The 23,751-nt window shown below is 66.7% G+C and carries 21 protein-coding genes and 2 pseudogenes; 12 read left to right on the top strand and 11 right to left on the bottom strand.

The window, feature by feature from the left end:
* The first annotated feature begins 90 nt into the window (after positions 1–90).
* The gene (locus tag IE266_RS19545; protein WP_189681807.1) at positions 91–522 is read left to right on the top strand and encodes a PACE efflux transporter; all 432 of its coding nucleotides are present in this window, start codon (positions 91–93) and stop codon (positions 520–522) included.
* 13 nt (positions 523–535) lie between these two features.
* Here IE266_RS19545 and IE266_RS19550 read toward each other — a convergent pair whose 3' ends face one another.
* The 6 genes and pseudogenes from IE266_RS19550 to IE266_RS19575 all read right to left on the bottom strand — a co-directional run bounded on the left by IE266_RS19550 (position 536) and on the right by IE266_RS19575 (position 7,448).
* On the bottom strand, positions 536–1,264 hold the full coding sequence (locus IE266_RS19550) for an SDR family oxidoreductase (RefSeq protein ID WP_189681808.1): 729 nt from the start codon (positions 1,262–1,264) through the stop codon (positions 536–538).
* On the bottom strand, positions 1,261–2,787 hold the full coding sequence (locus IE266_RS19555) for an ATP-dependent DNA helicase (protein ID WP_189681809.1): 1,527 nt from the start codon (positions 2,785–2,787) through the stop codon (positions 1,261–1,263). The genes IE266_RS19550 and IE266_RS19555 overlap by 4 nt, the downstream gene beginning before the upstream one ends.
* Positions 2,788–2,833: 46 nt before the next feature.
* A pseudogene (locus IE266_RS19560) lies at positions 2,834–3,470 on the bottom strand (acyl-homoserine-lactone synthase).
* A gap of 88 nt (positions 3,471–3,558) precedes the next feature.
* Entirely contained in the window at positions 3,559–4,278 is a 720-nt protein-coding gene (locus IE266_RS19565; protein ID WP_189681878.1) for a helix-turn-helix transcriptional regulator, read from the bottom strand.
* Between the two features lie 357 nt (positions 4,279–4,635).
* A complete protein-coding gene (gene ccrA / locus IE266_RS19570; protein ID WP_189681810.1) occupies positions 4,636–5,922 on the bottom strand; it encodes a crotonyl-CoA carboxylase/reductase in 1,287 nt (428 codons plus the stop codon).
* Positions 5,923–6,059: 137 nt separating this feature from the next.
* Entirely contained in the window at positions 6,060–7,448 is a 1,389-nt protein-coding gene (locus IE266_RS19575) for a 1-acyl-sn-glycerol-3-phosphate acyltransferase (protein WP_189681811.1), read from the bottom strand.
* 171 nt (positions 7,449–7,619) lie between these two features.
* Here IE266_RS19575 and IE266_RS19580 point away from each other — a divergent pair, with 171 nt between their 5' ends.
* From IE266_RS19580 to IE266_RS19595, 4 genes are all read left to right on the top strand, one after another.
* A complete protein-coding gene (locus tag IE266_RS19580) occupies positions 7,620–9,587 on the top strand; it encodes an ethylmalonyl-CoA mutase (RefSeq protein WP_189681812.1) in 1,968 nt (655 codons plus the stop codon).
* A gap of 111 nt (positions 9,588–9,698) precedes the next feature.
* The gene (locus tag IE266_RS19585) at positions 9,699–10,022 is read left to right on the top strand and encodes an H-NS histone family protein (RefSeq protein WP_189681813.1); all 324 of its coding nucleotides are present in this window, start codon (positions 9,699–9,701) and stop codon (positions 10,020–10,022) included.
* A gap of 12 nt (positions 10,023–10,034) precedes the next feature.
* Entirely contained in the window at positions 10,035–10,739 is a 705-nt protein-coding gene (gene deoD / locus IE266_RS19590) for a purine-nucleoside phosphorylase (protein WP_189681814.1), read from the top strand.
* A 209-nt stretch (positions 10,740–10,948) separates the two neighbouring features.
* Entirely contained in the window at positions 10,949–11,251 is a 303-nt protein-coding gene (locus IE266_RS19595) for a hypothetical protein (protein WP_189681815.1), read from the top strand.
* A 38-nt stretch (positions 11,252–11,289) separates the two neighbouring features.
* Here IE266_RS19595 and IE266_RS19600 read toward each other — a convergent pair whose 3' ends face one another.
* The gene (locus tag IE266_RS19600) at positions 11,290–12,132 is read right to left on the bottom strand and encodes an urea carboxylase-associated family protein (protein ID WP_189681816.1); all 843 of its coding nucleotides are present in this window, start codon (positions 12,130–12,132) and stop codon (positions 11,290–11,292) included.
* A gap of 287 nt (positions 12,133–12,419) precedes the next feature.
* Between IE266_RS19600 and IE266_RS19605 the strand changes: the two genes are divergently transcribed.
* The gene (locus IE266_RS19605) at positions 12,420–13,460 is read left to right on the top strand and encodes an NADP-dependent oxidoreductase (RefSeq protein ID WP_189681817.1); all 1,041 of its coding nucleotides are present in this window, start codon (positions 12,420–12,422) and stop codon (positions 13,458–13,460) included.
* A gap of 65 nt (positions 13,461–13,525) precedes the next feature.
* On the opposite strand, the gene IE266_RS19610 is transcribed toward IE266_RS19605, so the two are convergent.
* Both IE266_RS19610 and IE266_RS19615 read right to left on the bottom strand, forming a co-directional pair.
* Positions 13,526–14,494 carry a ketopantoate reductase family protein gene (locus tag IE266_RS19610; RefSeq protein WP_189681818.1) on the bottom strand — a complete coding sequence of 323 codons (969 nt, stop codon included), beginning with the start codon at positions 14,492–14,494 and terminating at the stop codon, positions 13,526–13,528.
* Positions 14,494–15,399, bottom strand: a complete 906-nt coding sequence (locus tag IE266_RS19615) for a LysR family transcriptional regulator (protein ID WP_189681819.1) — start codon at positions 15,397–15,399, stop codon at positions 14,494–14,496. Before IE266_RS19615 ends, IE266_RS19610 begins: the two co-directional genes overlap by 1 nt.
* A gap of 95 nt (positions 15,400–15,494) precedes the next feature.
* Here IE266_RS19615 and metF point away from each other — a divergent pair, with 95 nt between their 5' ends.
* Positions 15,495–16,361, top strand: a complete 867-nt coding sequence (metF, locus tag IE266_RS19620; protein WP_189681820.1) for a methylenetetrahydrofolate reductase [NAD(P)H] — start codon at positions 15,495–15,497, stop codon at positions 16,359–16,361.
* A 1-nt stretch (position 16,362) separates the two neighbouring features.
* On the opposite strand, the gene IE266_RS19625 is transcribed toward metF, so the two are convergent.
* A complete protein-coding gene (locus IE266_RS19625; protein WP_189681821.1) occupies positions 16,363–17,304 on the bottom strand; it encodes a LysR family transcriptional regulator in 942 nt (313 codons plus the stop codon).
* A gap of 86 nt (positions 17,305–17,390) precedes the next feature.
* Between IE266_RS19625 and IE266_RS19630 the strand changes: the two genes are divergently transcribed.
* The 5 genes and pseudogenes from IE266_RS19630 to IE266_RS19650 all read left to right on the top strand — a co-directional run.
* Complete coding sequence (locus tag IE266_RS19630; RefSeq protein WP_189681822.1) at positions 17,391–18,569, top strand: CaiB/BaiF CoA transferase family protein; 1,179 nt, start codon at positions 17,391–17,393, stop codon at positions 18,567–18,569.
* Entirely contained in the window at positions 18,566–19,513 is a 948-nt protein-coding gene (locus IE266_RS19635; RefSeq protein WP_189681823.1) for a hydroxymethylglutaryl-CoA lyase, read from the top strand. Before IE266_RS19630 ends, IE266_RS19635 begins: the two co-directional genes overlap by 4 nt.
* A gap of 26 nt (positions 19,514–19,539) precedes the next feature.
* A complete protein-coding gene (gene dctP, locus IE266_RS19640; protein ID WP_189681824.1) occupies positions 19,540–20,526 on the top strand; it encodes a TRAP transporter substrate-binding protein DctP in 987 nt (328 codons plus the stop codon).
* A 7-nt stretch (positions 20,527–20,533) separates the two neighbouring features.
* Complete coding sequence (locus tag IE266_RS19645; RefSeq protein WP_189681825.1) at positions 20,534–21,061, top strand: TRAP transporter small permease; 528 nt, start codon at positions 20,534–20,536, stop codon at positions 21,059–21,061.
* Positions 21,058–22,260: pseudogene (locus IE266_RS19650) on the top strand (TRAP transporter large permease); the annotation flags it as partial. The gene IE266_RS19645 and the pseudogene IE266_RS19650, both read left to right, overlap by 4 nt.
* On the opposite strand, the gene IE266_RS19655 reads toward IE266_RS19650, so the two are convergent.
* The gene (locus IE266_RS19655) at positions 22,222–23,751 is read right to left on the bottom strand and encodes a UdgX family uracil-DNA binding protein (RefSeq protein ID WP_189681826.1); all 1,530 of its coding nucleotides are present in this window, start codon (positions 23,749–23,751) and stop codon (positions 22,222–22,224) included. The pseudogene IE266_RS19650 and the gene IE266_RS19655 sit on opposite strands and share 39 nt — an antisense overlap.

A 23,751-nucleotide genomic window follows, 5' to 3' on the forward strand; every position in this document is an offset into this window, starting at 1 on the left:
GCGCCGGGCGTGCCATATCGCCCCCGCGAGGACGACCTCCCCATTTTGGACCAAAGCCCGGGACGGCCCGGCACCGGAACCGAGGTTGCCATGCGCTCTCCTTTAGACCGTCTTCGCCACGCCCTGAGCTTCGAGATCATCGCCCTGCTGCTGATTGTTCCCCTGGGCGCGGCCGCCTTTCACATGCCGATGCAGGACATCGGCGTCGTCGGCATCGTCAGCGCGACGATCGCGACGCTGTGGAACATGCTCTACAACTACCTCTTCGACCTGGCGCTGCGCCGCAGCACCGGCACGACGCTCAAGTCGGGGCTGGTCCGCGTGCTCCATGCCGTGCTGTTCGAATGCGGGCTGCTGGTGGTGCTGATGCCCTTCATCGCCTGGTATCTGTCGATCTCGCTCTGGCAGGCCTTCGTGATGGACCTGTCCTTCGCGGTTTTCTACATGGTCTACGCGCTGATCTTCAACTGGGCCTACGACCGGCTGTTCCCGCTGCCCGAGTGGAACCGGGCGGCGGCCTGAGCCGCCACTGGCCTCAGCCGCGCCCGATGTAGGGCATCTTCGTCGCCATCACCGTCATGAACTGCACGTTCGCCTCGGGCGGCAGGCTGGCCATGTGCAGCACGCCCTGGGCGGCGTTGGCCACGTCCATCGTCTCGGGCGGCTGCTGCCCGGTGGCAATGGCGCGGGCCTTGAGGTCGGCCACCATCGGCGTCTCGGCATTGCCGATGTCGATCTGGCCGCAGGCGATGTTGAACGGCCGCCCGTCGAGCGAGATGGTGCGGGTCAGCCCCGTGATCCCGTGCTTGGTCGCGGTATAGGTGACCGAGCCGGGGCGCGGCACATAGGCCGAGATCGAGCCGTTGTTGATGATGCGCCCGCCCTGCGGATCCTGCCGGCGCATGGCGGCAAAGGCGCAGCGGGCGGCAAGGAACATGCCGGTGAAATTGACCGCGACGGCGCGGTGCCAGTCCTCGACCGGGATCTCGTCGATCGGGGCCTGGGCGGTGAAGATGCCGGCGTTGTTGAACAGCACGTCCAGCCGGCCGACCTGCTGCACGAAGCTGTCGAAGGCCGCCTGCACTGCCTGCGCGTCGGTGACATCGGCCACCAGCGGCACGGCGTTGCCGTGCTGCGCGGCGATCTCCTTCAGCGGGCCTTCGCTGCGGGCGAGGATGCCGACGCGCCAGCCTTCGGAGAGGAAGAGTTCCGCGGTGGCGCGGCCGATGCCCGAGCTCGCGCCGGTGATCAGGATCGTCTTCATATTTCCTCGCTTTCCAGGACCAGGTTGGCGGGACCGCTGCGCAGGTCGTCGATGCGCAGGCCCTCGGTGGGTTTGGACAGACGGTTGCGCACCACCCAGAACAGCCGGTCCGAGGCGCGGGTGATGGCGACATAGGCAAGCCGCTTCCACAGCGGTTGACCGGCCTCGCTGCGGCCGGTGCGGGCTGCGGCATAGAGGTCGGGGGCAAAGACCTGCACGTTCTCCCATTGCGAGCCCTGCGCCTTGTGGATGGTGCAGGCCGCGCCGTGCAGGAAGGTCGCGCCCATGCGGGCGGCGAAGGGGATGAAGGGCTCTTCCTCGTCCGGTTTCTCGATCTGCACGATCGAGGCCGCCGACACCTGCGGCTCCTCGGCGCCGATCACGTGCAGGCGCGAGAAGCCGGGCTTGCGGCCGGGACCGAGGTAGATCACCTGCGCCCCCTTGATGAGGCCGCGCGCCTCGAGGTCGAGGCGCTTCTTGCGGTGCTTGATCGGCAGCTCGATCCCGTCGCAGATCAGCGGCTCGCCCGGCAGCAGCGCATCCTCGGGCGCGCCGTAGACGGTGCGGAAGGCGTTGATGAGGCGGATCCGGGTGGCATTGCGCCAGACCAGCACGGGCGAGCGCGCCATCAGGTCGACCTCGACCCGCTGGCCCCAGACGACCCGGTCGTCCTTGAGCGACACATCCTCGATCATCCGCTCGAACTGCTCGAAGCCCAGATCGGGGTCGGCCAGCGCATGGGCGAGGTCGAGGATCGGGTTGCCGGCCTCCTGGCGGTGGATGCGCGACAGTTCCAGCCGGCGCGGCGCGGGCAGCTTGTCGAAGACCATGCCGCCGGGGCTGTTCACCGGCGCCAGCTGCGCCGGGTCGCCGAAGAGCAGCAGGGTCGGGAAGATCTCCTGCAGGTCGGTGAACTGCTTCTCGTCGAGCATCGAGGCTTCGTCGACGAAGCCGATGTCCAGCGGCTCCTCGCGCCGCTTCCAGCCGGTGATGAAGTCCGAGCCGCGCAGCCCGGCGGCGGCCAGCGCGCCGGGGATCGACTTGTTGCCCTGGAAGAAGGCGAAGGCGCGGTCGAGCGCGGTTTCAGTCAGCCCCTCGACCTCGGGCCGCTCGCCCTCGCCCGCCAGCCAGGCGGCTATGCGTTCGTATTCGGGGTCGTAGACCGGGGTATAGAGAATGCGGTGGATCGTCGTCGCCGGCACGCCGCGCAGGCGCAGCACCGAGGCGGCCTTGTTGGTCGGCGCGAGGATGGCCAGCGTGCGGCGGTCCTTGCGCCGTCGCCCCTCCCAGTCGCCCGAGACCACGTCGAGGCCGGCGGCTTGGAGCGCCTTGTAGAGTTCGGCCAGCAGCAGCGTCTTGCCCGAGCCGGCCTTGCCGATCACCGCCATCACGCCGCCTCCGGCGGCGGCAGGCGGCATCAGCAGGGCATCGTCGAGATTGATGCCGACGCCGCGGAGCATCTCGGTGACGCTGTCGAAGGCGCTGGCCTGGTCGTCGGAAAAGGTAACGGTCGGTGCAGACATGGCGCGACCCTACAGGCGCGCGCCCGGCTCCGCCAGTGGCCTTGCCTCAGCCCTCGGCGAGACGGGCGAGCGGGGTCGGCGCGCCGAAGGAGCGGTCGAACCAGAGGCGCGACAGCTCGAGCGAGATGCGGGCGCGGCGGGCGACCTGGCGGCGGGCCGTCTCGGTGAAGGACCAGAGGGCCGACGCTGATCTGCTCGCGGCCTTCTCCGGTGCTGCCCAGCACCTCGGGCGAGGCACAGATGGCGCGGTAGATGCGCACCATCCGGGCATCGAAGACGCCGACGAAATGGCGCACGCCGAAGCGCGCCATGATCTCGCCGCCACCCAGCATCAGCGCCGCCGCAACGCGCGGCCCGACCTCCGGCGCCAGGCAGAAACGGGTGCATTCCCAGATCAGCGGGCTGGTGATGGCGCCGCCGGTCAGGTGGGCAAAGATGTCGTTGACCATGACCCGGCCCGTCGTCGGCAGGAAGCGCATCGAGCCGCCGTGGCGGCCGCCCGGTTCCTCCCAGATGACGTAGAGCGGGTTGAGGCTGTCGTAGAGGTCGCGCTCCTCGCCCTTGGCATCCACCGTGACCGGCCAGCCAAGCCGCCCTGCGAATTGAGTGGCACGGTCGGCGAACATGGACTGCGCCAGCCGGGGATGGCTGGCAAACTGATCGGCGTAGAGATAGCGGAGCATGGCGCGCCTTTCGGTTCCGGGCGGGACACCGATAGACGGCCGGGCTTAACGGCGGCTGCGCAGGGCGGTCGGCCTGTTCGGAGGCGGTTCACACAACGATCAGGCCGAAGCCGATGGCGCGGGCCACGGCATGGGTGGTGTTGAGCGCGCCGAGCTTGAAACGCGCGCTCTCGATATAGACCCGCAGCGTGTGTTCCGAGATCGACAGCGCATCGGCCACCTGGGCGCGATTGTAGCCCATCGCCAGCAGCGTCATCGCGTCGATCTCGCGCGGGGAAAGCTGGCGCGATTGTTCCGGCGTGCGGGTCGGTTCGAATTCCAGGGCTTTTCGATTCATGTAATGCGCCAGCAGGATCAGGTCGCGGCTGTGCATTTCGATGAATTTCGCCCAGGTCTCGTCATCGCTGGTATGATTGACGGTGAACAGCGCGAATTGGCCGTTCGGCCCGCGGATCGGAATCGAATAGCCCTGGTTGCCCACCCCGTGCTCGTGTGCATCGCGCAGAAACTCGCGCGCCGCCTTCGAGGACCAGTCCAGCCGCTTCCAGTCGACCGGGTGGAAGCGCTTGAAGCAGCCGATGACAACCGGGTCTATGCGGATGTAGTTGAGACTGAGGTAGCGGTCTGCCCAGGCCAGCGAATAGGTGCCGCAGCCATACTGTTCGCCCTTCGCATCTACCCAGTGATAGACCACGTGATCGATCCGGAACACGTCGCGGATCGCGTAAACAATGCGGAAAAGGTCCTCAAGCGCGTTGGCCTGCTCCAACTGCCCTAGAATCTGATCCAGCTTCTCCGAGTTCGCCATATACTTGGTGTTGTCCTGCCCGAGACGATATTTCAGCAGCTGCGACCAAAGTCGTATCGGCAAGCTGTTCGGCCAGGGCCGCCAGGTTGTTGGCCTCTGCGAAGGCCTTCAGGTCTGCCAGAACGTCGAGTATCCAGTCGCATTGCATGTCCAGAGTCCCCCGGAAATGATTAACAAGTGGTTAAGCAACAAGGTATCACAGCTTTACATTTCAAAATATTCGCCGGTTTCACCTCCCCAGAAATAGCGGGGCGGCCAGAGTCTAACCTGCTGAAAAGTGTATACCGAATGCACCAATAAAACAAACCCGCGAACCGACAAAGCGATTCGCGGGCATATGTTCGCGATCCGGAAGGATCAGCGGCGGGCGTCGAGCACCTCTTCGAGGGTCCGCAGGCCGGTGCGCGGCGACTGGACCAGCACCGACATGTTGCCGGGCTTGTGCTCGTTGCGGAGCATCTTCATGTGCGCCTGCGGCAGGTCGGCCCAGGTGAAGACCTCGGACATGCAGGGATCGAGGCGGCGTTCGAGCATCAGCTTGTTGGCGGCGCTGGCCTGCTTGAGGTGGGCGAAGTGGCTGCCCTGCAGGCGCTTCTGGTGCATCCACATGTAGCGGACGTCGAAGGTGCAGTTGAAGCCCGAGGTGCCGGCGCAGATCACGACCATGCCGCCCTTCTTGACCACCAGCGACGAGACCGGGAAGGTCGCTTCGCCGGGGTGTTCGAAGACCATGTCGACGCTCACGCCCTTGCCGGTGATCTCCCAGATCGCCTTGCCGAACTTGCGCGCTTCCTTCAGCCACTCGGCGTATTCCGGCGAGTTGACCTTGGGCAGCTGGCCCCAGCACTTGAAGTCCTTGCGGTTGATGACGCCCTTGGCGCCCAGGTCCATCACGAACTGGCGCTTGTCCTCGTCCGAGATCACGCCGATGGCATTGGCCCCGGCGGTGTTGATGAGCTGGATCGCATAGGAACCGAGACCGCCCGAGGCGCCCCAGACCAGCACGTTCTGGCCCGGTTGCAGGTCATGCGGCGGGTGGCCGAAGAGCATCCGGTAGGCGGTGGCGAGCGTCAGCGTGTAGCAGGCGCTTTCCTCCCAGGTCAGGTGCTTGGGGCGCGGCATCAGCTGCTGGCTTTGCACCCGGGTGAACTGGGCGAAGGAGCCGTCGGGGGTTTCATAGCCCCAGATCCGCTGGCTCGGCGAATACATCGGGTCGCCGCCGTTGCATTCCTCGTCGTCGCCGTCGTCCTGGTTGCAGTGAACCACGACCTCGTCGCCGACCTTCCAGCGCTTCACCTTGTCGCCAACCGCCCAGACGATGCCCGAGGCGTCGGAACCGGCGATGTGATAGGGCTGCTTGTGGCCGTCGAACGGGCTGATCGGCTGGCCGAGCGCGGCCCAGACGCCATTGTAGTTCACGCCGGCGGCCATGACGAGGATCAGGACCTCGTTGCTGTCGAGCTTGGGAACCTCGACGACTTCCTGGATCATCGCGGTATTCGGCTCGCCATGACGCTCGCGGCGGATCGCCCAGGCGTACATCTGCTTTGGCACGAAACCGAGCGGCGGGATCTCTCCCATCTCGTAGAGGTCCTTCTGGGGCGCCTCGTAGGGGGCGATATCGGGATGCGTATCCAGTGCCATGCCGGTTCCTAGTCCTTCGCTGTTGTGCCGCAACGCAGAATCATGCGGCGTTTTGCCCGAGATACTGACAGTCACGCAACATTGCAATAGTATGACTGGCTCTGTTTGAAATTTTATGACCCAGCGGATGCAGAAAGTTACTTTGCAGGCGCAGAAAAGTGCGCCTGCCCCGACGGCAGCAGATGCCGGATCGAGTTGGCGTAGAAGACCAGTACCTCGCGTTCGGCCTCGACAGGCGCGACAAGCCCCGACTCTTCGGTGACGAGTCGCCGTTCCAGCAGCAGGCGCAGCCCGTATTCGGCGGCATAGGCCTCGCTGTCGCGCGGGATGTGGACATGCGCGCCCGGCAGCGTGTCGACCAGCGCGGCGAAGAGGGTTTCGAGTTCACCCCGCGACATCGGCCCGTGGCGCAGCAGCAGGGTGCAGACCGCCGGCACCGGCAACACCGGGACGATGGCGCCGATCCGCTGCATCAGCTCGGCGGCCAGCACCTCGGGGGCGTCGGCTGCGGCGAGCCCCTCGTAGCCAGCGAGCGAGAGCGGCGCGCCAAAGCTGACGGCGGCATAGCCGAAGCGGCGATAGCGCCCGGTGACGCGCAGCCAGAGCTGGCGCAGGGCGTTCCGTGTCACCACGCCCAGCCCGGTGTTGAAACGGTGGCCGGGAATATTTGCGGCGGCGATCAGGTTGCGATCCTCCAGCACCCGGTCATAGTTCAGGCCGACCGGCACGAAGACCACGTCGCGCTTCGCCGGATCGAAGCCGTCGAGGATGTATTTCAGCAGGCCGAGCTTCGGCTCCAGCAAGGCCCCCGTGCGCGAGAGGCCGCCCTCGGGGAACATCGCCTGGGTCACGCCGGCCTCGGTCGCCAGTTGCACATAGCGGGCGAGCACCCGGCGGTAGAGTTCGTTGCGCGACTTGCGGCGGATGAAATAGGCCCCCATCGCGCTAATGAGCCGCGACAGCGGCCAGACCTGCGCCCATTCGCCCACCGCGTAGGACAGCGCCGAGCGTTCGGCGGCGAGATAGGTGACCAGCACGTAATCCATGTTCGAGCGATGGTTCATCACGAAGATCACCGTCGCCTTGGGGTCGATATCCTTCAGCCGGTCGCCCGCGTAATGGCCCAGCCGCACCCGGTAGAGCGCATTCGACAGGAAGCGGGCCAGCCGGATCGCCACGCCGAAATAGGCCGAGGCAGAGAAGGAGGGCACGATCTCGCGCGCATAGGCGCGGGCCTGTTCGGCGGCGACGTTCTCGGGGATCGCCTCGGCATGGGCATGATCGGCCACCGCCTGCATCACCTGCGGGTCGTAGATCAACCGCTGGATCATGTCATAGCGCCGCGCCAGCTTGAACGGCTGGATCGGCCGTTCGAGCCGCTGGTTCAGCCGGGCCACCACACGTTCGAGCCGGCGGCGGAAGAACCAGCGCACCGAGGGAAAGAGGAAATGCGAGGCGAATGTCACCGCCGCGAAGAGCAGGATCAGGATGAAGAGCCAGAGCGGGACTTCGACGGTGGTGGCCATATGCGTTTGTTGCAAGGGGCGCAGGCGCCGTAAACCATTATCGCTCAAGCTTTGGACGGATTCCGGGCAGCCCCGTCATGCCGCAGCGCAGCGAATTGACATTTACCGATCATTTCTGCTTAGAAGCTCTCAGCGCAATAAAATTACCCATCCAGTCGAAAGGCCTCCGTGATGACCCAGACCCAGAAGGACAAACCCTGGCTGATCCGCACCTATGCCGGGCACTCCACCGCCAAGGCCTCGAACGCCCTCTATCGCGGCAACCTGGCCAAGGGGCAGACCGGCCTTTCGGTGGCTTTCGACCTGCCGACCCAGACCGGCTATGACAGCGACCACGTGCTGGCGCGGGGCGAGGTGGGCAAGGTCGGGGTTCCGGTGGCGCACCTGGGCGACATGCGCACCCTGTTCGACCAGATCCCGCTGGAACAGATGAACACCTCGATGACGATCAACGCGACCGCGCCCTGGCTGCTGGCGCTCTACATCGCGGTGGCCGAGGAACAGGGCGCCGATGTCAACAGGCTGCAGGGCACCGTGCAGAACGACATCATCAAGGAATACCTCAGCCGGGGCACCTATATCTGCCCGCCGAAACCGTCGCTCAAGCTGATCGCGGACGTGGCCGAGTATTGCTATACCAACGTTCCCAAGTGGAATCCGATGAACGTTTGTTCGTACCACCTGCAAGAAGCGGGTGCGACTCCGGAACAGGAACTGGCATTTGCATTGGCAACGGCACAGGCGGTTCTGGATGCATTGAAGGATCGCGTTCCGGAAAATGATTTTCCCGTACTGGTCGGTAGAATTTCATTTTTCGTAAATGCCGGCATTCGATTCATCACCGAAATGTGCAAAATGCGGGCGTTTGTCGAACTCTGGGATGAAATCTGCGAAACCCGATATGGCATCACTGACGCTAAAATGCGTCGGTTCAGATATGGCGTTCAGGTCAATTCGCTCGGGTTGACCGAACAGCAGCCGGAAAACAACGTCTATAGAATATTGCTCGAAATGCTGGCGGTGACGCTGTCCAAGAATGCCCGCGCCCGCGCGGTGCAGCTGCCGGCCTGGAACGAGGCACTGGGCCTGCCCCGCCCCTGGGACCAGCAATGGTCGATGCGGATGCAGCAGATCCTGGCCTATGAAACCGACCTGCTGGAATACGGCGATCTCTTCGACGGCAGCCCGGTTGTCGCTGCCAAGGTCGAGGCGCTGAAAGAGGGCGCACGGTCGGAGCTGGCCAATCTCGACAGCATGGGCGGCGCGGTTTCGGCGATCGAATACATGAAATCGCGGCTGGTCGATTCCAATGCCGAACGGCTGAACCGGATCGAGGCCGGGCAGACCACGGTGGTCGGCGTGAATAAGTTCACCACCACCGAAGCCTCGCCGCTTTTGACCGGGGATGGCGGAATTCTGGTTGTCGATCCGGCAGTTGAACAGGAACAGATTGCCCGCCTGAACGACTGGCGCGCCCAGCGCGACGGCGCGGCGGTGCGCGCGGCCCTTGCGGCCCTGCGCGAGGCGGCGGTGAACGGCGCCAACGTCATGGCACCATCGATCGCGGCGGCCAAGGCGGGCGTAACCACCGGAGAATGGGCGGAAGTCATGCGCCAGGCCTTCGGCACCTACCGCGGCCCGACCGGCGTTTCCGGCTCGCCCTCGAACCGGACCGAGGGGCTGGACGAGATCCGCGCCGCGGTCGACGCGGCCAGCGATGCGCTGGGGCGGCGGCTGAAATTCCTGGTCGGCAAACCGGGCCTGGACGGCCATTCCAACGGCGCCGAGCAGATCGCCTGCCGGGCCCGCGATTGCGGCATGGATATCACCTATGACGGAATTCGCATGACGCCCGAGGAAATCGTTTCCGCCGCCCAGGAAAACAAAGCCCATGTCGTCGGTCTTTCGATCCTTTCGGGCAGCCATGTTCCGCTGGCCGAAGAGGTGATGAAACGGATGCAGGCCGCCGGACTTGCCGAGATTCCGGTTATCGTCGGAGGCATCATTCCGGAAGAGGATGCGCGGAAACTTGCCGGAATGGGCGTGGCGCGGGTCTACACACCGAAAGATTTCGAACTAAACACTATCATGATGGACATTGTTGCTCTGGTTAACCCGGAATTAATCGCCGCCCAATAGGTCGACACAAAATAGGGGGCTGCTATTTCTGGCATAATCAAGTAATGATACAGAACTGTGCAACCCTGACGCTAATTAGCGTCAAACCAGGCAAAAAAGGAAAAATAGGGAATGAACCTGACCAGCATGTCGCGCAAAGAGCTGATGAAGCTGCGCGACGACATCGACAAGGAACTCGTCGCCGCAGAAGAGCGTGAGCGTCGCGATGCGCTGAAAGCAGCTGAAGAAGCCGTCGCAAAATTCGGTTTCTCGCTGGGTGAATTGGGTGTTTCGGGGAACAAACGCGGCACCGCGCGGGACCGCCGCGCGAAGTCGAGCCCGAAGTATCGCAACCCGGCTGATCCCAAACAAACCTGGACTGGCATGGGTCGAAAACCTCAGTGGATCCACGAGGCAATTGCCAACGGGACCGATCTCTCGACGCTCGAGATCTGAAGCGGGCGTTTCATGACGATACATATCGGGGCGCGCCCGGGCGACATCGCCGAAACCGTGCTGATGCCGGGCGACCCCTATCGCGCCCGCTGGGCGGCCGAGACCTTCCTGACCGAGCCCCGGCTGGTCAACGAGGTGCGCGGGATGCTGGGCTATACCGGCACCTGGAAAGGCCATCCGGTGACGATCCAGGGCTCGGGCATGGGAATGCCCTCGCTCTCGATCTACGCCAACGAACTGATCCGGGACTTCGGCGTGCAGACGCTGATCCGGATCGGGTCGTGCGGGGCGATGCAGGAAAAGGTGAAGGTGCGCGACGTCATCCTGGCGATGACGGCGAGCACCATCTCCACCCCCTCGCGCGGGATCTTCCGCGAGTTGCAGTTCGCGCCCTGTGCCGACTGGTCGCTGCTGCGCGCGGCGGTGACGGCGGCCGAGGCGAAGGGCACCGCCCTGCATGTGGGCGGCATCTATTCCTCGGATACCTTCTATGACGAACGTCCCGACCTCAACGAGCAGATGACCCGCCACGGCATCCTCGGGGTCGAGATGGAGGCAGCCGAGCTCTACACGCTGGCCGCACGGCATGGCCGGCGGGCGCTGGCGGTTCTGACGGTGTCGGACCACCTGCTGACCGGCGACGCACTGCCCTCGGACCAGCGGGAACGCTCGTTCGGCGACATGGTCGAGATCGCGCTGGAAGCGGCCTTCGCCTGACGCGCCCGGATCGCCGCGCGGGATAGCCACCGCGCGGCTGCATCCAATTCCGACTTGACGGGAAGGCTGTCCACGGGGTCAGCTTCACCTTCGGGTGTGGGGTAATTCACAGACCGCGCACGCTCGGGCGGCCAGACTGCGCCGCAGTGGACGAAACGATTGCCCATTGAACTGTGCCTTTTTGCTTGCCCTGACAAAGGACTTTTCCCATGAAGAACCTCATTCTCGCTCTCTCCCTTTCCCTGACCTGCGGTGCCGCGACGGCGCAAACGGCCTCCGGCTCCGTCCGGGTCGTCGATCAGAACTCCGTCGCCAAATGCACCTTCCTGTCCTCGATCACCGAGAGCCGGTATTCCGGCATGCTGTTTGCCGGCAGCGGGCTTAGGAAAGCCCAGGAGAAAGTCCTCGCCAGCGCCGCGCGCGTGGGCGCAACCCACGTGGTCTGGGGCTCGCTCAATTCGGGCGGCGCGATCCAGACGGCGACCGGGTCGGCCTATCGCTGCCCGAACTGACGCCTGCGCCAGGCCACGCGCCCTGCCCCCCAGCGGGGTCAGGCCCCGTGGCTGCGGTCATAGCCATTGCGGGCCGGCACCTGCCAGCCTTCCAGCGCACCGGGGGCCGGGGCGAAGACCTCGACCAGCAGCGGATGGCAGGCGGCGGTATCGCTGGAATGCTCGGCGCTGCAATCGCCGCCCGGACAGGCGCTGAGGCCGCCCAGCAGGTCGATCTCGGCGAAGAACTCGAGGTAATCACCGGGCCGCACCGGGCTCGCCTTCATGAAATACTGGCCGGTGTCGCGGGTGAAGCCGGTGCACATGAAGACATTGAGCACGTCATGCACATGGGGTTCCGCCTCGTGCAGGGACATCCCGGTATGGGCGGCCAGCGCGCGGGTCAGGTTCGAGTGGCAGCAGTGGTGATACTGCGTGCCCGCAAGCAGGTTGCCGGTATAGGGATCACAGCGGGTGCCGATCACGTCATGCACCGAGCCGCCAAAGCTGTCGATGCCGTACCAGCCGAGCGTATCGGCGGTGATCGTCGCCATCGGGCGCAGGTTGGGGAAGGTAGACCACATCCGCTCGCCCGTGGTCAGGTGGGTGCCGTGCAGCGCGCGGGTCTTGCCGGAATAGAAGCGTTCGGAGAGGTCGTCGCGGTTCCACAGGTTCAGGTCGCCGACCTGCGGCCCCTCGACCGAGCTGATGCGGAAGAAATGGCCGGCGGGCACCTCGAAACAGGCGGCGTCACGGGGCGGGGCCAGGGTTTCCGAGACCTTCACCGCCCCGGCGCGGGCGCGGGCGTAGAGCGCCAGGTCGGGGACCGGCAGCGTCTCGTTCGGATAGCAGATCACGGGCCGGATGGCGCGGCGGGCCTCGGCGTCGGGCGGAATGGTCATGGGCGGGCTCCTGCTGGGTGGATGCAGTGGAGCCCGCCAGGGCGGCGCGATCAAGGGGCAATCGCGGAAGGCGCCTCGCCCCGCCGAGGCGCGGGCGCCGCGGGCTGTTGGGGGCGCTGCCCCCGCCGCGCCTTCGGCGCAGCCCCCCCGGAGATATTTGGGAAGAAGAGAAGCCGGGGGCGGGGTCTCGCAAAACCGGGGTGTGGCGCCACGTCAGCGGAATGGCGGGCTTGCCATGCCGCGCGCGCCGGGCCACGGTCGGCGGCGACCCGCAGAGGAGGATCAAGATGACCGACCAGATGTATCACGTCGCCCTCGCCAGCCGCCCGAGCGGCGCGCCGACGGCAGAGAATTTCCGCTACGAGGCCCGCCCGATGCCGGTTCCCGGCGAGAACGAGGTGCTGGTGCGGGTGCATTACATGTCGCTCGACCCCTACATGCGCGGCCGGATGGACGACGCCAAGTCCTATGCCAAGCCTGTGGAGATCGGCGCGACCATGGAGGCCGGCGCGGTGGGCGAGGTGATCGCCTCGAACAGCCCCGCCTTCAAGCCCGGCGATTTCGCCTTCGGTATGTTCGGCTGGGCCACCCATGGCTGCCTGAAGGCGAACCTGCTGCGCAAGGTCGACCCCACCCAGGTGCCGATCACCACCTCGCTCGGGGTGCTGGGGATGCCCGGCTTCACCGGCTGGTTCGGCCTGACCGAGCTCGGCAAGCCGAAGGCGGGCGAGACACTGGTGGTGGCGGCGGCGACCGGTCCGGTCGGTTCGATGGTGGGCCAGGTCGCCAAGAGCCTCGGGCTGCGCGCGGTCGGTGTCGCCGGCGGCGCGGACAAGTGCAGGCTGGCGGTCGAGACCTTCGGCTTTGACGCCTGCCTCGATCACCGCGCCTATGCCACGGCGGCCGACCTGCGCCAGGCGCTGGCGGCGGAATGCCCGGACGGGGTCGACATCTACTTCGAGAACGTCGGCGGCAAGGTGCTCTCGGCGGTTGTGCCGCTGATGAACAACTTCGGCCGGATCCCGATCTGCGGGATGATCTCGTGGTACAACGCCGGCGGACTTGGTGCCGGGGCCTCGGACCCGGATATCACCGCGCCGGCGCTGTGGCGCAATATCCTCGTGAAGTTCCTCTCGGTGAACGGCTTCATCATCTCGAACCATTTCGACCGCTTCCCCGCCTTCATGGCGCAGGTCGCGCCGAAGGTGGCGAGCGGCGAGATCGCCTATGTCGAGGATGTCGCCGAGGGGCTGGAGAACGCGCCTGCGGCCTTCATGGCGCTGCTGAAGGGCGGCAACATGGGCAAGCAGATCGTCAAGGTGATCTGACCCCGGCCAAGGGCCGAATTCCTTCGAGGAATTCGGCCGTTTTCCGTGACGGAAAACGGCGCCGCTCAGAGCCCCAGGGCGCGCTCCACCTCGGTCGGGTCGATGGCGCCCGGCGCGATGCCTTCGCGCAGCATCCGGTCGGCGAGGCGGCAAAACCAACCGTTCACCGGGGTTGGCACGCCGTGCTGCGCGCCCAGCATCACGATCTCGCCGTTGAGGAAGTCGGTCTCGACCGAACCGGCGCCGCGGGCGAAGCTTTGCAGGGTCGAGCTGCCGGCGCGGTTCGCGCCTGTCACCTTGGCGAAGCGCATCAGAGATTCGCGGCGCGGGTCGTCGATGCCGACGTCCTGCCAGGCGATGCCGGCGGCGCGCAGCACCGCCTCGCCCTCGGCCGTCAGCAGCGGCTGGATCTTCTTGAACAGCGCTCCGCGGCCAATCGCGGCGTCGACGATGTTGTGCAGGTTCAGCAGCAGCTTGCCGTATTTGCTCTGCATCACCTCGCCGCTGGGGAAGGCGGCGAAATTGGCGCGGTTCAGGGCCTCGGCCAGCGCCGCGTCGGCCTGGTCGGTGCCCGAGGGCCAGCGGCCGAGATCGAAGATGCCCCAACGCGGGCCGCCGTAGGTGATGACCTCGCCCGGCGTGGTGTAATCCGCCGGCAGCATCACCGTCATGCCGTGCACGTTGGGCAGCACCCTTGCCGCCAGCGCCTCGTTCGCGACGCCGTTCTGGGCGCAGAACAGCGGCTGGTCGGTCATCCCCGCCGCGCGCAGCTGTGCCAGGGCGGCGGCGCTGTCCTGCGACTTGACCGTCAGCACTACCAGGTCATCGGGGCGCAGCCCGGCCTCGGCGGGATCGGCGTAGCAGGGGAAATGGGCGAAATGCGCGCCGTCCGGCGTGCGCAGGTGCAGCCCGTTGGCCCGGATCGCAGCCAGTTGGGCGCCGCGCGCGATACCCGCCACCTCGACGCCCGCGAGCGAGAGCGCGGCGGCAATCGTGCCCCCAACCGCGCCGATGCCGACCACCACGACCCGCATCAGACGGCCTGCAGCTTGCGCGCTTCGGTGCGCGCAAGTCCGATCAGGTCCCGCATGAAGGGCTTCTCGCGGTCCTCGCTGCGGATCGCCGCGTAGAGCCTGCGGGTGATGCCCTGCGCCGTCAGCGGCCGGGTGACGTAATCCGAGGAATACTTGACCTCGCGCACCACCCAGTCGGGCAGCACCGCGACGCCCCGGTTCGAGGCGACCAGCAGGAGAATCACCGCCGTCAGCTCGACCTGCCGGATCGCCGCCGGTTCGACCTTGGCGGGGATCAGCAGTTGGCTGAACACGTCGAGGCGGGTGCGTTCGACCGGGTAGGTGATCAGCGTCTCGCCGCGAAAGTCCACCGCCTCGACAAAGGGCTTGCTGGCCAGCGGGTGCTGAGCCGAGGCGACAAAGACCGGGGCATAGTCGAAGAGCTCGATGAACTCGACGCCCGGCAGGTCCTCGGGGTCGGAGGAGACGACCAGGTCGACCTCCTCCTTCTGCAGCGCCGGCAGGGCATCGAAGGCAAGGCCGGGGCGGATGTCGACGTCGACATCGGCCCAGGTCTTGCGGAAGCCTTCGAGCACCGGGAACAGCCATTCGAAACAGGCGTGGCATTCAATGGCGATATGCATCCGCCCGGTCTTGCCGTCGCGCAGGTTGTCGAATTCGGCCAGGGTCGCCTCGACCTGGGGCAGGATCTGCTCGGCCAGGCGCAGCAGGCGGAAACCGGCGGCCGACAGCGTCATCGGCTTGGAGCGGCGCAGGAAGAGCTCGACCCCGGCCTGGTCTTCCAGCCCCTTGATCTGATGCGAGAGCGCGCTTTGCGTGATGTTCAGCTGATCCGCCGCGCGGGCGAGGCCGCCGGCGTCATGGATTGCCTTGATGGTGCGGAGATGGCGGAATTCCAGGTGCATCCTGCGGCGCGGCTCATGTTGTTCTTGAGTATTATGAAATTGTCTCACAACGCGCGTCATGCAACAAGGGATGAAATCTAAAGGATCACTCCGCCATGACGACCCCAGCCGTTTCCTTCGAATTCTTCCCGCCGCAGAACCTCGCGGCCTCGTTCCGCCTCTGGGACACCGTGCAGACGCTGGCCCCGCTCGACCCGCGATTCGTTTCGGTGACCTATGGCGCCGGCGGCACCACCCGCGACCTGACGCGCGACGCGGTGGCGACGCTGCACAAGTCCTCGGGGCTGAACGTGGCGGCGCATCTGACCTGCGTGAACGCCTCGCGCGAGGAGACGCTGGCCATCGCCCGCGGCTTTGCCGAGGCGGGCGTGAAGGAGATCGTGGCGCTGCGCGGCGACCCGCCGAAGGGCGCGGGCGGCTTTGTGCCCCACCCCGAGGGTTTTGCCAATTCGGTCGAGCTGATCGAGGCGCTGGCCGCCACCGGCGATTTCACCATCCGCGTCGGCGCCTACCCGGACCCGCACCCCGAGGCGGCCAATGCCCAGGCCGATGTCGACTGGCTCAAGGCCAAGCTCGACGCCGGCGCGACCGAGGCGCTGACCCAGTTCTTCTTCGAGGCCGAGACCTTCCTGCGCTTCCGGGATGCCTGCGCCAAGGCCGGCATCGACAAGGTGATCACGCCCGGCATCCTGCCGATCGAGAACTGGAAGGGCGCGGCGAACTTTGCCCGCCGCTGCGGCACCAAGATCCCCGCCTGGGTCGAGGAAGCCTTCGAGAAGGCGATCCGCGACGACCGGCACGACCTGCTGGCCACCTCGCTCTGCACCGAGCTCTGCTCGAACCTGCTGGACGAGGGTGTCGAGGCGCTGCACTTCTACACGCTGAACCGCCCCGAGATGACCCGCGACGTCTGCCACGCGCTGGGGATCACCCCACGGGTCCGGCTGGAGAACGTGGCGTAAGTCACGCTTCGGGAGGCAGCAGGATCTGCGCCTCCCACCTGCCCTCGCGGACCGCCGCGCGCACGTTGTCCAGCAGCACCTCGCGGATCGCCTCGTTGGCGAAGGTCGGCGGGCGCGCCGCGAAATGGCAGAGGTGCAGCGTGCGCGAGAGTTCCGGCGCGATGATGGGCCGGGCATGGACCGTCTTGCGCTGCAACTGGTCCTGCATGAACAGCCTTGTTCCGATGACGCAGCCCAGCCCAGCCTCGATGCTGCCGGCGATGGCCTGGACCGAGTTCATCTGCAGTCGCGCCCGCGCTTCGATCTTCTTCAGGAGCGAGATGTCGTCCATGATCGCCCGCGCAGAAACGCCCTGCCGCAGCAGGATGATCGGCAGTTCCAGCAGTTCGGCAAAGGTGATCGGTTCCTCGGTGTCTCCGATGATGTCGGGGCGGCCGACGCAGACCATGCGCTCTTCCAGAACCGGTTCGGTGCGCACGGCGAGGTCGGGCGGCGGGTTGTAGACCAGCGCGAGATCGACCTCGGAGGCCAGCAGGTGCGGCAGCGCCGAGGCGGACAGGCTTTCAGTCAGCACCAGCTGCACCTCGGGATAGTCGCGCACCACCTGCGAGATGAAGGGCACGCCGATCGCCTTGACCGCCGAGAAGGACATGCCCACCGCCACCTGCCCCGAGACCTGTCCCGCGCGGTCGCGCAGGTCGGCCTCGGCCGCCGCGAGCGAGCGCAGGATCGAGCGAGCGTGTTCGTAGAGCCGGTGGCCGCTGGCGGTTGGCTCCATCCCGCGCGGCTTGCGCAGGAACAGCGCCTCGCCCACCCGGTGTTCGAGCTGGGCCAGATGGTGGCTGAGCGCCGAGGTGGCCACCCGCAGCACCTGCGAGGCCTGGGCAAGCGATCCGGCCTCGTAGATCGTCGCGAAATACTGGAGCTGGCGTGTGTCGAGCATTCTGGATTCCAGAAGGGTTGCTTATAGACATTATAATATTCGAGTGGGGAATGCTTGGCTATGGTGCGCGTCGGGAGGACTACCGCATGACCGAGGATTTCAGGCCGCTCGCCGGGCTGCGCGTTGTCGAGATGACGCATATGATCATGGGGCCGTCCTGCGGCATGTTCCTGGGCCTTCTGGGCGCCGAGGTTATCAAGGTCGAGCCGCCCGAGGGCGACAAGACCCGCGCGCTGACCGGCATGGGGCGCGGTTTCTACCCGACCTTCAACCGGGGCAAGAAGAGCATCACGCTGGACCTGACGTCTGAGGCGGGCAAGGCGGCGATGCACCGGCTGCTGGAGACGGCGGATGTCTTCGTCGAGAACTTCCGCGACCAGTCGCTGGCGAAGATGGGTTTCGCCCCCGAGGTGCTGCGCGAGAAGTACCCGCGCCTGATCGTCTCCTCGCTCAAGGGGTTCCTGAAAGGCCCCTACGAGAACCGCACCGCGATGGACGAGGTCGTCCAGATGATGACCGGCATGGCCTATATGACCGGCCCGACCGGGCGGCCGCTGCGCATCGGGTCGTCGGCCAATGACATCATGGGCGGGCTGTTCGGCGCCTTCGCGGTGCTGGCGGCGCTGTTGGAGCGCGGGCGCGACGGCAAGGGCCACGCGCTGCGCACCGGTCTGTTCGAGAACTGCCTGTTCCTTGTCGCTCAGCACATGGTGCAATTCGACATCGAGGGACGAGAGGCGCCGCCGATGCCCGAACGCGAGTTCAGCTGGCCGGTCTATGACATCTTCGAGACCGGCGATGCCCGGCAGGTTTTCATCGGGGCGGTGACCGAGGGGCAATGGGTGACGCTCTGCACCCTGCTGCACCTCGACGTGTTGAAGGCCGACCCGCAGCTGCAGAACCGCATGGACCAGATCAACGCGCGCGACTGGACCATTCCCATCGTGGCGCAGGCGGTGCGCCGCTTCACCTTCGACGAACTGGTGACCAAGTTCGAGGACGCCGGCATCCCCTTCTCGCCGATCCATCGACCGGCCGAGATGTACGACGACCCGCATGTGCTGCGCCCCGGCGGGCTGATCTCCTCGCGCCTGCCCGAGGGGACAGTTTTCCGCGCCCCCGGCCTTCCCTTCGAGGTGGACGGCGGCGCTGTTGCCGGCGGTGCTGTCGATATCGCCGCGATCGGAGCCGATACGCGGGCGGTTCTAACCGAGGCGGGGCTCTCCGAGGCCGAGATCGCCGCCGCGACGGGGGCCGCCGCATGAGCCGCCTCGCCGCCATCTACCCCGCCGACCGCGTCACCCTGCGCGAAGTCGGGCTTCGCGACGGGCTGCAACTGGCCAAGGCGCTGCCCTCGACCGCTGCCAAGACCGCCTGGCTGGAGCGCGAGACCGGCGCGGGCGTGCGGCACTACGAGGTCGGGTCCTTCCTGCCCGCCGAACGCTTCCCGCAATTCGCCGATATTGCCGAGATGCTGGCGGTGGGCGCGCGGCTGGGCGTGCATACCGCCGGGCTGACCCTGAACGAACGCGGTGCGGATGCGGCGTTGCAGACCGGTATCGGCGAGATGGTCTGCGTGGTCTCGGCCACCGAGGAGCACAGCCAGGCCAACATGCGCCGCCCGCGTGCGGCGGCGGTCGACCTGGTGCGCCACGTCGCGGCGCGGCGCGATGCCGAGGCGCCGGGCAAGATCGTCAATGCCGGGATCGCCATGGCCTTTGGCTGCTCGATCTCGGGCGACGTGGACCCGGACCAGGTGATCGCCCTGGCAGAGGCCTGCCTTGAGGCAGGTGCCGACATCGTCGGGCTGGCCGATACCGTGGGCTATACAGGGCCGCGCCAGGTCGGCGCGCTTTGCGCGCGGATGGAGCGGCTTTGCGCCGGGCGGCCCTTCATCATCCACCTGCACGACACCCGCGGGATGGGCATCGCCAATGCCGCCGCCGCGCTGGACAACGGGGCGCGGGTGATCGACGCCTCGCTCGGCGGGCTGGGCGGCTGCCCCTTTGCGCCGGGTGCCACGGGCAATGTCGTGTTCGAAGATGTTGTCTATCTGGCCGAAACCATGGGATACCCGACGGGGATTGACCTGGACGGCCTGAAGCAGGCCCGCGCCATCGCTGAGGAGGCGATGCCGGGCGAACAGTTTCACGGCGCGCTGGCGCGGGCGGGAGCGCCGGCCAACGCGCGGTGGCGGGCCATGGCCTGAGAATTCACTAGGGAGGAAACCTGAACATGAAAGTCCTGACTTCCGCTGCCATCGGCGCAGCATTCCTGGCCGCTTCGGCGACCAGCGCATTGGCCGTCACCGAGATGCGCTGCAGCCACCAGCTGCCTCCGGGCCACCACATTGCCAAGGTCGTCGACCGCTGGGCCGCCGAGGTCGAGAAGCTGTCGGAAGGCGAGCTCGACGTGCAGGTCTTCGGCGCAGACAGCCTGGTGGGCGCGCGCGAGAACATCGTCTCGACCGCCAAGGGCGACATCGAATGCGCCTTCTCGCTGAACTTCCAGTGGGGCAAGACGCTGCCGATCATGAACGTCACCGTCGCGCCCTTTGCCTTCGGCGATATCGAGATCTGGAAGAAGTGGCCGACCTCCGAGGCAGCCGCCTTCCTGGAAGAGAAACTGCTCGAGAAGGGCGTGAAGAACGTGGTCTGGATGTTCCAGACCAATACCTCGGTCTTCACCACCAAGGGCGAGCCGCTGGTCAAGCCCGAGGACTTCAAGGGCCTCAAGATGCGCGGCCTGACCCCGCCCTTCGACGCCGCAATTGCCGCGCTTGGCGCGACGCCGACCGCGATGCCGGGTTCCGAGGTCTACCAGGCGCTGGCCACCGGCGTGGTTGACGGCGCAGTCACCGACGTGGCCGCTGCCGTGTCGCGGAAATACTACGAGGTGCAGGACGCCTTTACCGTGGTACCGGTCCTTTCGGCCTATCTGCATGGCTACCTGAACCCCAAGTTCTATGACGGCCTGTCGGACAAGTCGAAGGAAGCCCTGAAACAGGCCGGTCTCGCCGCGTCGGAATGGGCGATCGAAGCCTCGGTCGAGGCAGGCGGCGCCGGTCCCGAGCAGCTGAAGGAGAAGGGCGTGAAGGTGCATATCGCGACGCCCGAGGAAATCTCGGCGCTGGAAGCGGTGATGCGCCCGGCGTTCGACAAGTCCTTCGGCGAAGGCGACCCGGACAGCCAGAAGCTGCTCGAACTTCTCGGCAAGATGTGACCGTCGGATGCACGGATCGCAACAGGATGAGGGGGCAGGCAATGCCCCCTTTTTTCCCGACCGCCTGATCACCGGGCTGGTCCGCCTCTGCGGCGCGCTGAGCACCCTGCTGATCCTCTGGGTGCTGGGGCAGATCGTGGTCGCGGTGGTGCGCCGCTATATCTTCGACCGGCCCCTGCAGTGGAATGACGAGATGATCGGCTATCTGCTGGTCGCCATCGTCATGCTGGGCGCGGCCGAGGCGTTCCGGCGGGGCGACCATATCTCGATCGACCTTGTCACCTCGCGGCTGACCCCCGGCGCGGCGCGGCTTCAGGCGGCGCTGGCGAGCCTGTCGGTCATGGGCTTTGCGGTGGTCGTGGGCTTCTCGATCTGGGATTCGATCTCCTTCGCGCGCTCCTTCGGGTCCTATTCGGTGGGCTATATCGAGATCCAGACCTGGATCCCGCAGGTGCCGGTGCTGATCGGCGCGGTGCTGCTGTTCCTCGCGGCCGGTCTGCGGCTGTTCCGGACCATCGTTGAGGTGCGCCAATGACCATTCTCCTCGTCTTCGGCGCGCTGATCCTGCTGCTGCTGACCGGTATCCCGATCTTCGCCGCGCTCGGCCTGACCGCGAGCGCCGTGCTCTGGCTGGCCGAGGGTGACATCGACGGGCTGGGCGACGCGGTCTACGTCCACCTCAACAAGCCGGCGCTCAGCGCCATTCCCTTGTTCGTCTTCATGGCGCAGGTGATGATCCGCGCGCGGGTGATCGACGACCTTTACACCTTCGCCCATACCGTGATTGGCCACGTGAAGGGCGGCCTCGGCGTTGCCACGGTGCTGGCCTGCACCATCTTCGCCGCCATCTCGGGGTCTTCCGTCGCCACCGCGCTCTCGATCGGGTCGAGCGCGATCCCCCAGATGAAGCGGTTCGGCTATCCCGAGCGCGATGCGCTGGGCGTGGTCGCCGCAGGGGGCACGCTGGGCATCCTTATCCCGCCCTCGGGGCCGATGATCCTCTATGCCATCGTCTCGGAAGCTTCCATCGGCGCGCTGTTCCTCGCCGGTGTGGTGCCGGGGCTGCTGCTGGCGCTGGTCTTCTCGATCTTCTGCATGATCCAGGCGCGTGCGCGCACCGGGGTCGAGTCGCCCGACTGGGCCGGCTGGCCCCGCGCCGTCGCCGCCTTCCGCCGTTCCGCCTGGGCGCTGATGGCACCGCCAGTGGTGATGGGCGGCATCTATTTCGGCATCTTCACCGCCACCGAGGCCGCCGCCGCCGGATCGCTCTACGCGCTGCTTGTCGCACTGCTGGTCTACCGCAACTTCTCGCTGCGCGACCTGTGGGACTGCACCTATGCCACCATGCGCACCTCGATGATGGTCTTCATGATCATCGCCGGGGCGGCTATGTTCGGCCATGCGATCACGCTGATCCGCCTGCCGGTTGGCGTCACCGAGGCGGTTGTCGCGCTCGGCCTTGGCCCGATTGCCTTCATCCTGCTGGTGATGGTGCTGATCTTCATCCTGGGCATGTTCCTCGAGACCATCGCCATCATCCTCATAACCACGCCGATCCTGCTGCCGACGATGCTGAGCCTTGGCATCGACCCGGTCTGGTATGGCGTGCTGCTGATGATCAACCTGGAACTGGCGCTGATAACGCCGCCGGTGGGGATGAACCTGTTCGTCATCAAGGGCATCACCGATGCGCCGCTAAGCGCCATCGTGCGCGGCGCGGCGCCCTTCGTGCTGCTGATGATCTGCGGGCTGGGCGTGCTGATCCTGGTGCCCGAACTGGCCACCTGGCTGCCCACCGCCGCCGGCTTCGGCCGCTAGGGCGATATCGGCGCGGAAAGCGGCCAGCGCGGCCGCGCGCTGTGCCGCGTCGGGCAGGCGCAGGATATAGGCGGGGTGGAGCGTGACGAGGACGGGCGTGCCATCGCCCGCCGCCTCGATCCGCCCGCGCCGCCTGAGCAGGTCCTTGCCCGAGCCGGTCAGCGCCGCGCAGGCGGTTGCGCCCAAGGCGACGATCAGGCGGGGCCGGACATGGCGGCGTTCCAGGTCGAGCCACCATCGGCAGGCCTCCACCTCGCCCGCGTCGGGGCGCTGGTGGATGCGGCGCTTGCCGCGCGGGACGAACTTGAAGTGCTTTACGGCATTGGTGACGTAGACGCCCCTGCACTCCACGCCCGCCGACTGCAGCGCAGTCTCGAAGACCTGCCCGGCGGGGCCGACGAAGGGGCGGCCGGACAGGTCCTCCGTGTCGCCCGCCTGCTCGCCGACGAACATCAGCGCGGCGTCCTGCGGGCCCTCGCCGAAAACCGTCTGGGTCGCCGGGCCATGCAGCGCGCAGCGGGTGCAGCGGTCGGCCTGGGCCTTCACCTCCTCCAGTGTTCCCACAACCGGCACCACTTCGGCCCGCCGCGCCATCTCGCGCGCGACCTGGGCGCGGCGGGCGGGCGGTTCGGTCGGCAGGGCGGCCTGCATCTCGGCGGCGCGGCGCGGCGCCTCGCGGATCAGCTCGGAGATCAGCCGGGCCTCGGGCAGGTTCTTCCAGTATTTCTTCGGCATTTCCGACTGCATCGCCCGCACCATCAGCCGCGCCGGGTTGAAGATCGAGGCGTAGTAGGTGCGCCAGAGATCCTCGGTCGCATCCTCGGGCGGGGGTGCGGCGTCAAGGGTCTCGGTGAAGGTCAAACTGCCGCCGATGAAGCGCGCGGTGACCGAGGGCGTGGCGATCAGCCAATCCATGTCGCCGAAGCGCCTGGCGAAGAAGGGCGTCGCCGCCTCGACAATCGGATGCTCGGGCTCGAACCAGGCGGCGAAGGCGCGGCGGGGCCTGTCCGAGGGCAGCTCGCGGAAGCGGACGAAGGCGTGCATCTTGTGGATGTCGCGCCTCACCGCCTTGGCCTGGTGCAGGATGCGCCGGATCGCCGGGTCACTCCGGTCGCCCCAGCGCACCGTGCCGTCGGTCAGGCGCAGAACGGTCGCATAGGCGCGGGCAAAGCGTTCGGGGTCGGAATGGCAGAGCGCGGATTCGATCGTCTCGATGGCGGCGCGGGGCAGACGCAGCTCGCGGCCTTCGGCGGCGGGCGCGACAGGTCCCCCCGCGAAAAGGTCGCCCGTCTCCGCCCCGACGCTCCAGACCACGGCCTCGGGACGAACCCCGGCCCGCGCCAGCGCGCGCGCCTCGCGCCGCCAGGCGGCGACGGTGCCGATCACCGGAAGCACCACCTCGCGCAT

The sequence above is a fragment of the Seohaeicola zhoushanensis genome (genome assembly GCF_014656415.1).
GTDB lineage: Bacteria > Pseudomonadota > Alphaproteobacteria > Rhodobacterales > Rhodobacteraceae > Seohaeicola_A > Seohaeicola_A zhoushanensis.

Bases quoted from the DNA above. Each gene is read 5' to 3' on its own strand.
- IE266_RS19565 (WP_189681878.1), bottom strand. From the start codon at position 4,278: ATGGCGAACTCGGAGAAGCTGGATCAGATTCTAGGGCAGTTGGAGCAG.
- dctP (WP_189681824.1), top strand. From the start codon at position 19,540: ATGAAAGTCCTGACTTCCGCTGCCATCGGCGCAGCATTCCTGGCCGCT.
- IE266_RS19655 (WP_189681826.1), bottom strand. From the start codon at position 23,751: ATGCGCGAGGTGGTGCTTCCGGTGATCGGCACCGTCGCCGCCTGGCGG.
- IE266_RS19555 (WP_189681809.1), bottom strand. From the start codon at position 2,787: ATGTCTGCACCGACCGTTACCTTTTCCGACGACCAGGCCAGCGCCTTC.
- IE266_RS19575 (WP_189681811.1), bottom strand. From the start codon at position 7,448: ATGGCCACCACCGTCGAAGTCCCGCTCTGGCTCTTCATCCTGATCCTG.
- IE266_RS19610 (WP_189681818.1), bottom strand. From the start codon at position 14,494: ATGCGGGTCGTGGTGGTCGGCATCGGCGCGGTTGGGGGCACGATTGCC.
- IE266_RS19625 (WP_189681821.1), bottom strand. From the start codon at position 17,304: ATGCTCGACACACGCCAGCTCCAGTATTTCGCGACGATCTACGAGGCC.
- IE266_RS19550 (WP_189681808.1), bottom strand. From the start codon at position 1,264: ATGAAGACGATCCTGATCACCGGCGCGAGCTCGGGCATCGGCCGCGCC.
- IE266_RS19635 (WP_189681823.1), top strand. From the start codon at position 18,566: ATGAGCCGCCTCGCCGCCATCTACCCCGCCGACCGCGTCACCCTGCGC.
- metF (WP_189681820.1), top strand. From the start codon at position 15,495: ATGACGACCCCAGCCGTTTCCTTCGAATTCTTCCCGCCGCAGAACCTC.
- IE266_RS19645 (WP_189681825.1), top strand. From the start codon at position 20,534: ATGCACGGATCGCAACAGGATGAGGGGGCAGGCAATGCCCCCTTTTTT.
- IE266_RS19580 (WP_189681812.1), top strand. From the start codon at position 7,620: ATGACCCAGACCCAGAAGGACAAACCCTGGCTGATCCGCACCTATGCC.
- IE266_RS19605 (WP_189681817.1), top strand. From the start codon at position 12,420: ATGACCGACCAGATGTATCACGTCGCCCTCGCCAGCCGCCCGAGCGGC.
- ccrA (WP_189681810.1), bottom strand. From the start codon at position 5,922: ATGGCACTGGATACGCATCCCGATATCGCCCCCTACGAGGCGCCCCAG.
- IE266_RS19600 (WP_189681816.1), bottom strand. From the start codon at position 12,132: ATGACCATTCCGCCCGACGCCGAGGCCCGCCGCGCCATCCGGCCCGTG.
- IE266_RS19630 (WP_189681822.1), top strand. From the start codon at position 17,391: ATGACCGAGGATTTCAGGCCGCTCGCCGGGCTGCGCGTTGTCGAGATG.
- IE266_RS19615 (WP_189681819.1), bottom strand. From the start codon at position 15,399: ATGCACCTGGAATTCCGCCATCTCCGCACCATCAAGGCAATCCATGAC.
- IE266_RS19595 (WP_189681815.1), top strand. From the start codon at position 10,949: ATGAAGAACCTCATTCTCGCTCTCTCCCTTTCCCTGACCTGCGGTGCC.
- IE266_RS19585 (WP_189681813.1), top strand. From the start codon at position 9,699: ATGAACCTGACCAGCATGTCGCGCAAAGAGCTGATGAAGCTGCGCGAC.
- IE266_RS19545 (WP_189681807.1), top strand. From the start codon at position 91: ATGCGCTCTCCTTTAGACCGTCTTCGCCACGCCCTGAGCTTCGAGATC.
- deoD (WP_189681814.1), top strand. From the start codon at position 10,035: ATGACGATACATATCGGGGCGCGCCCGGGCGACATCGCCGAAACCGTG.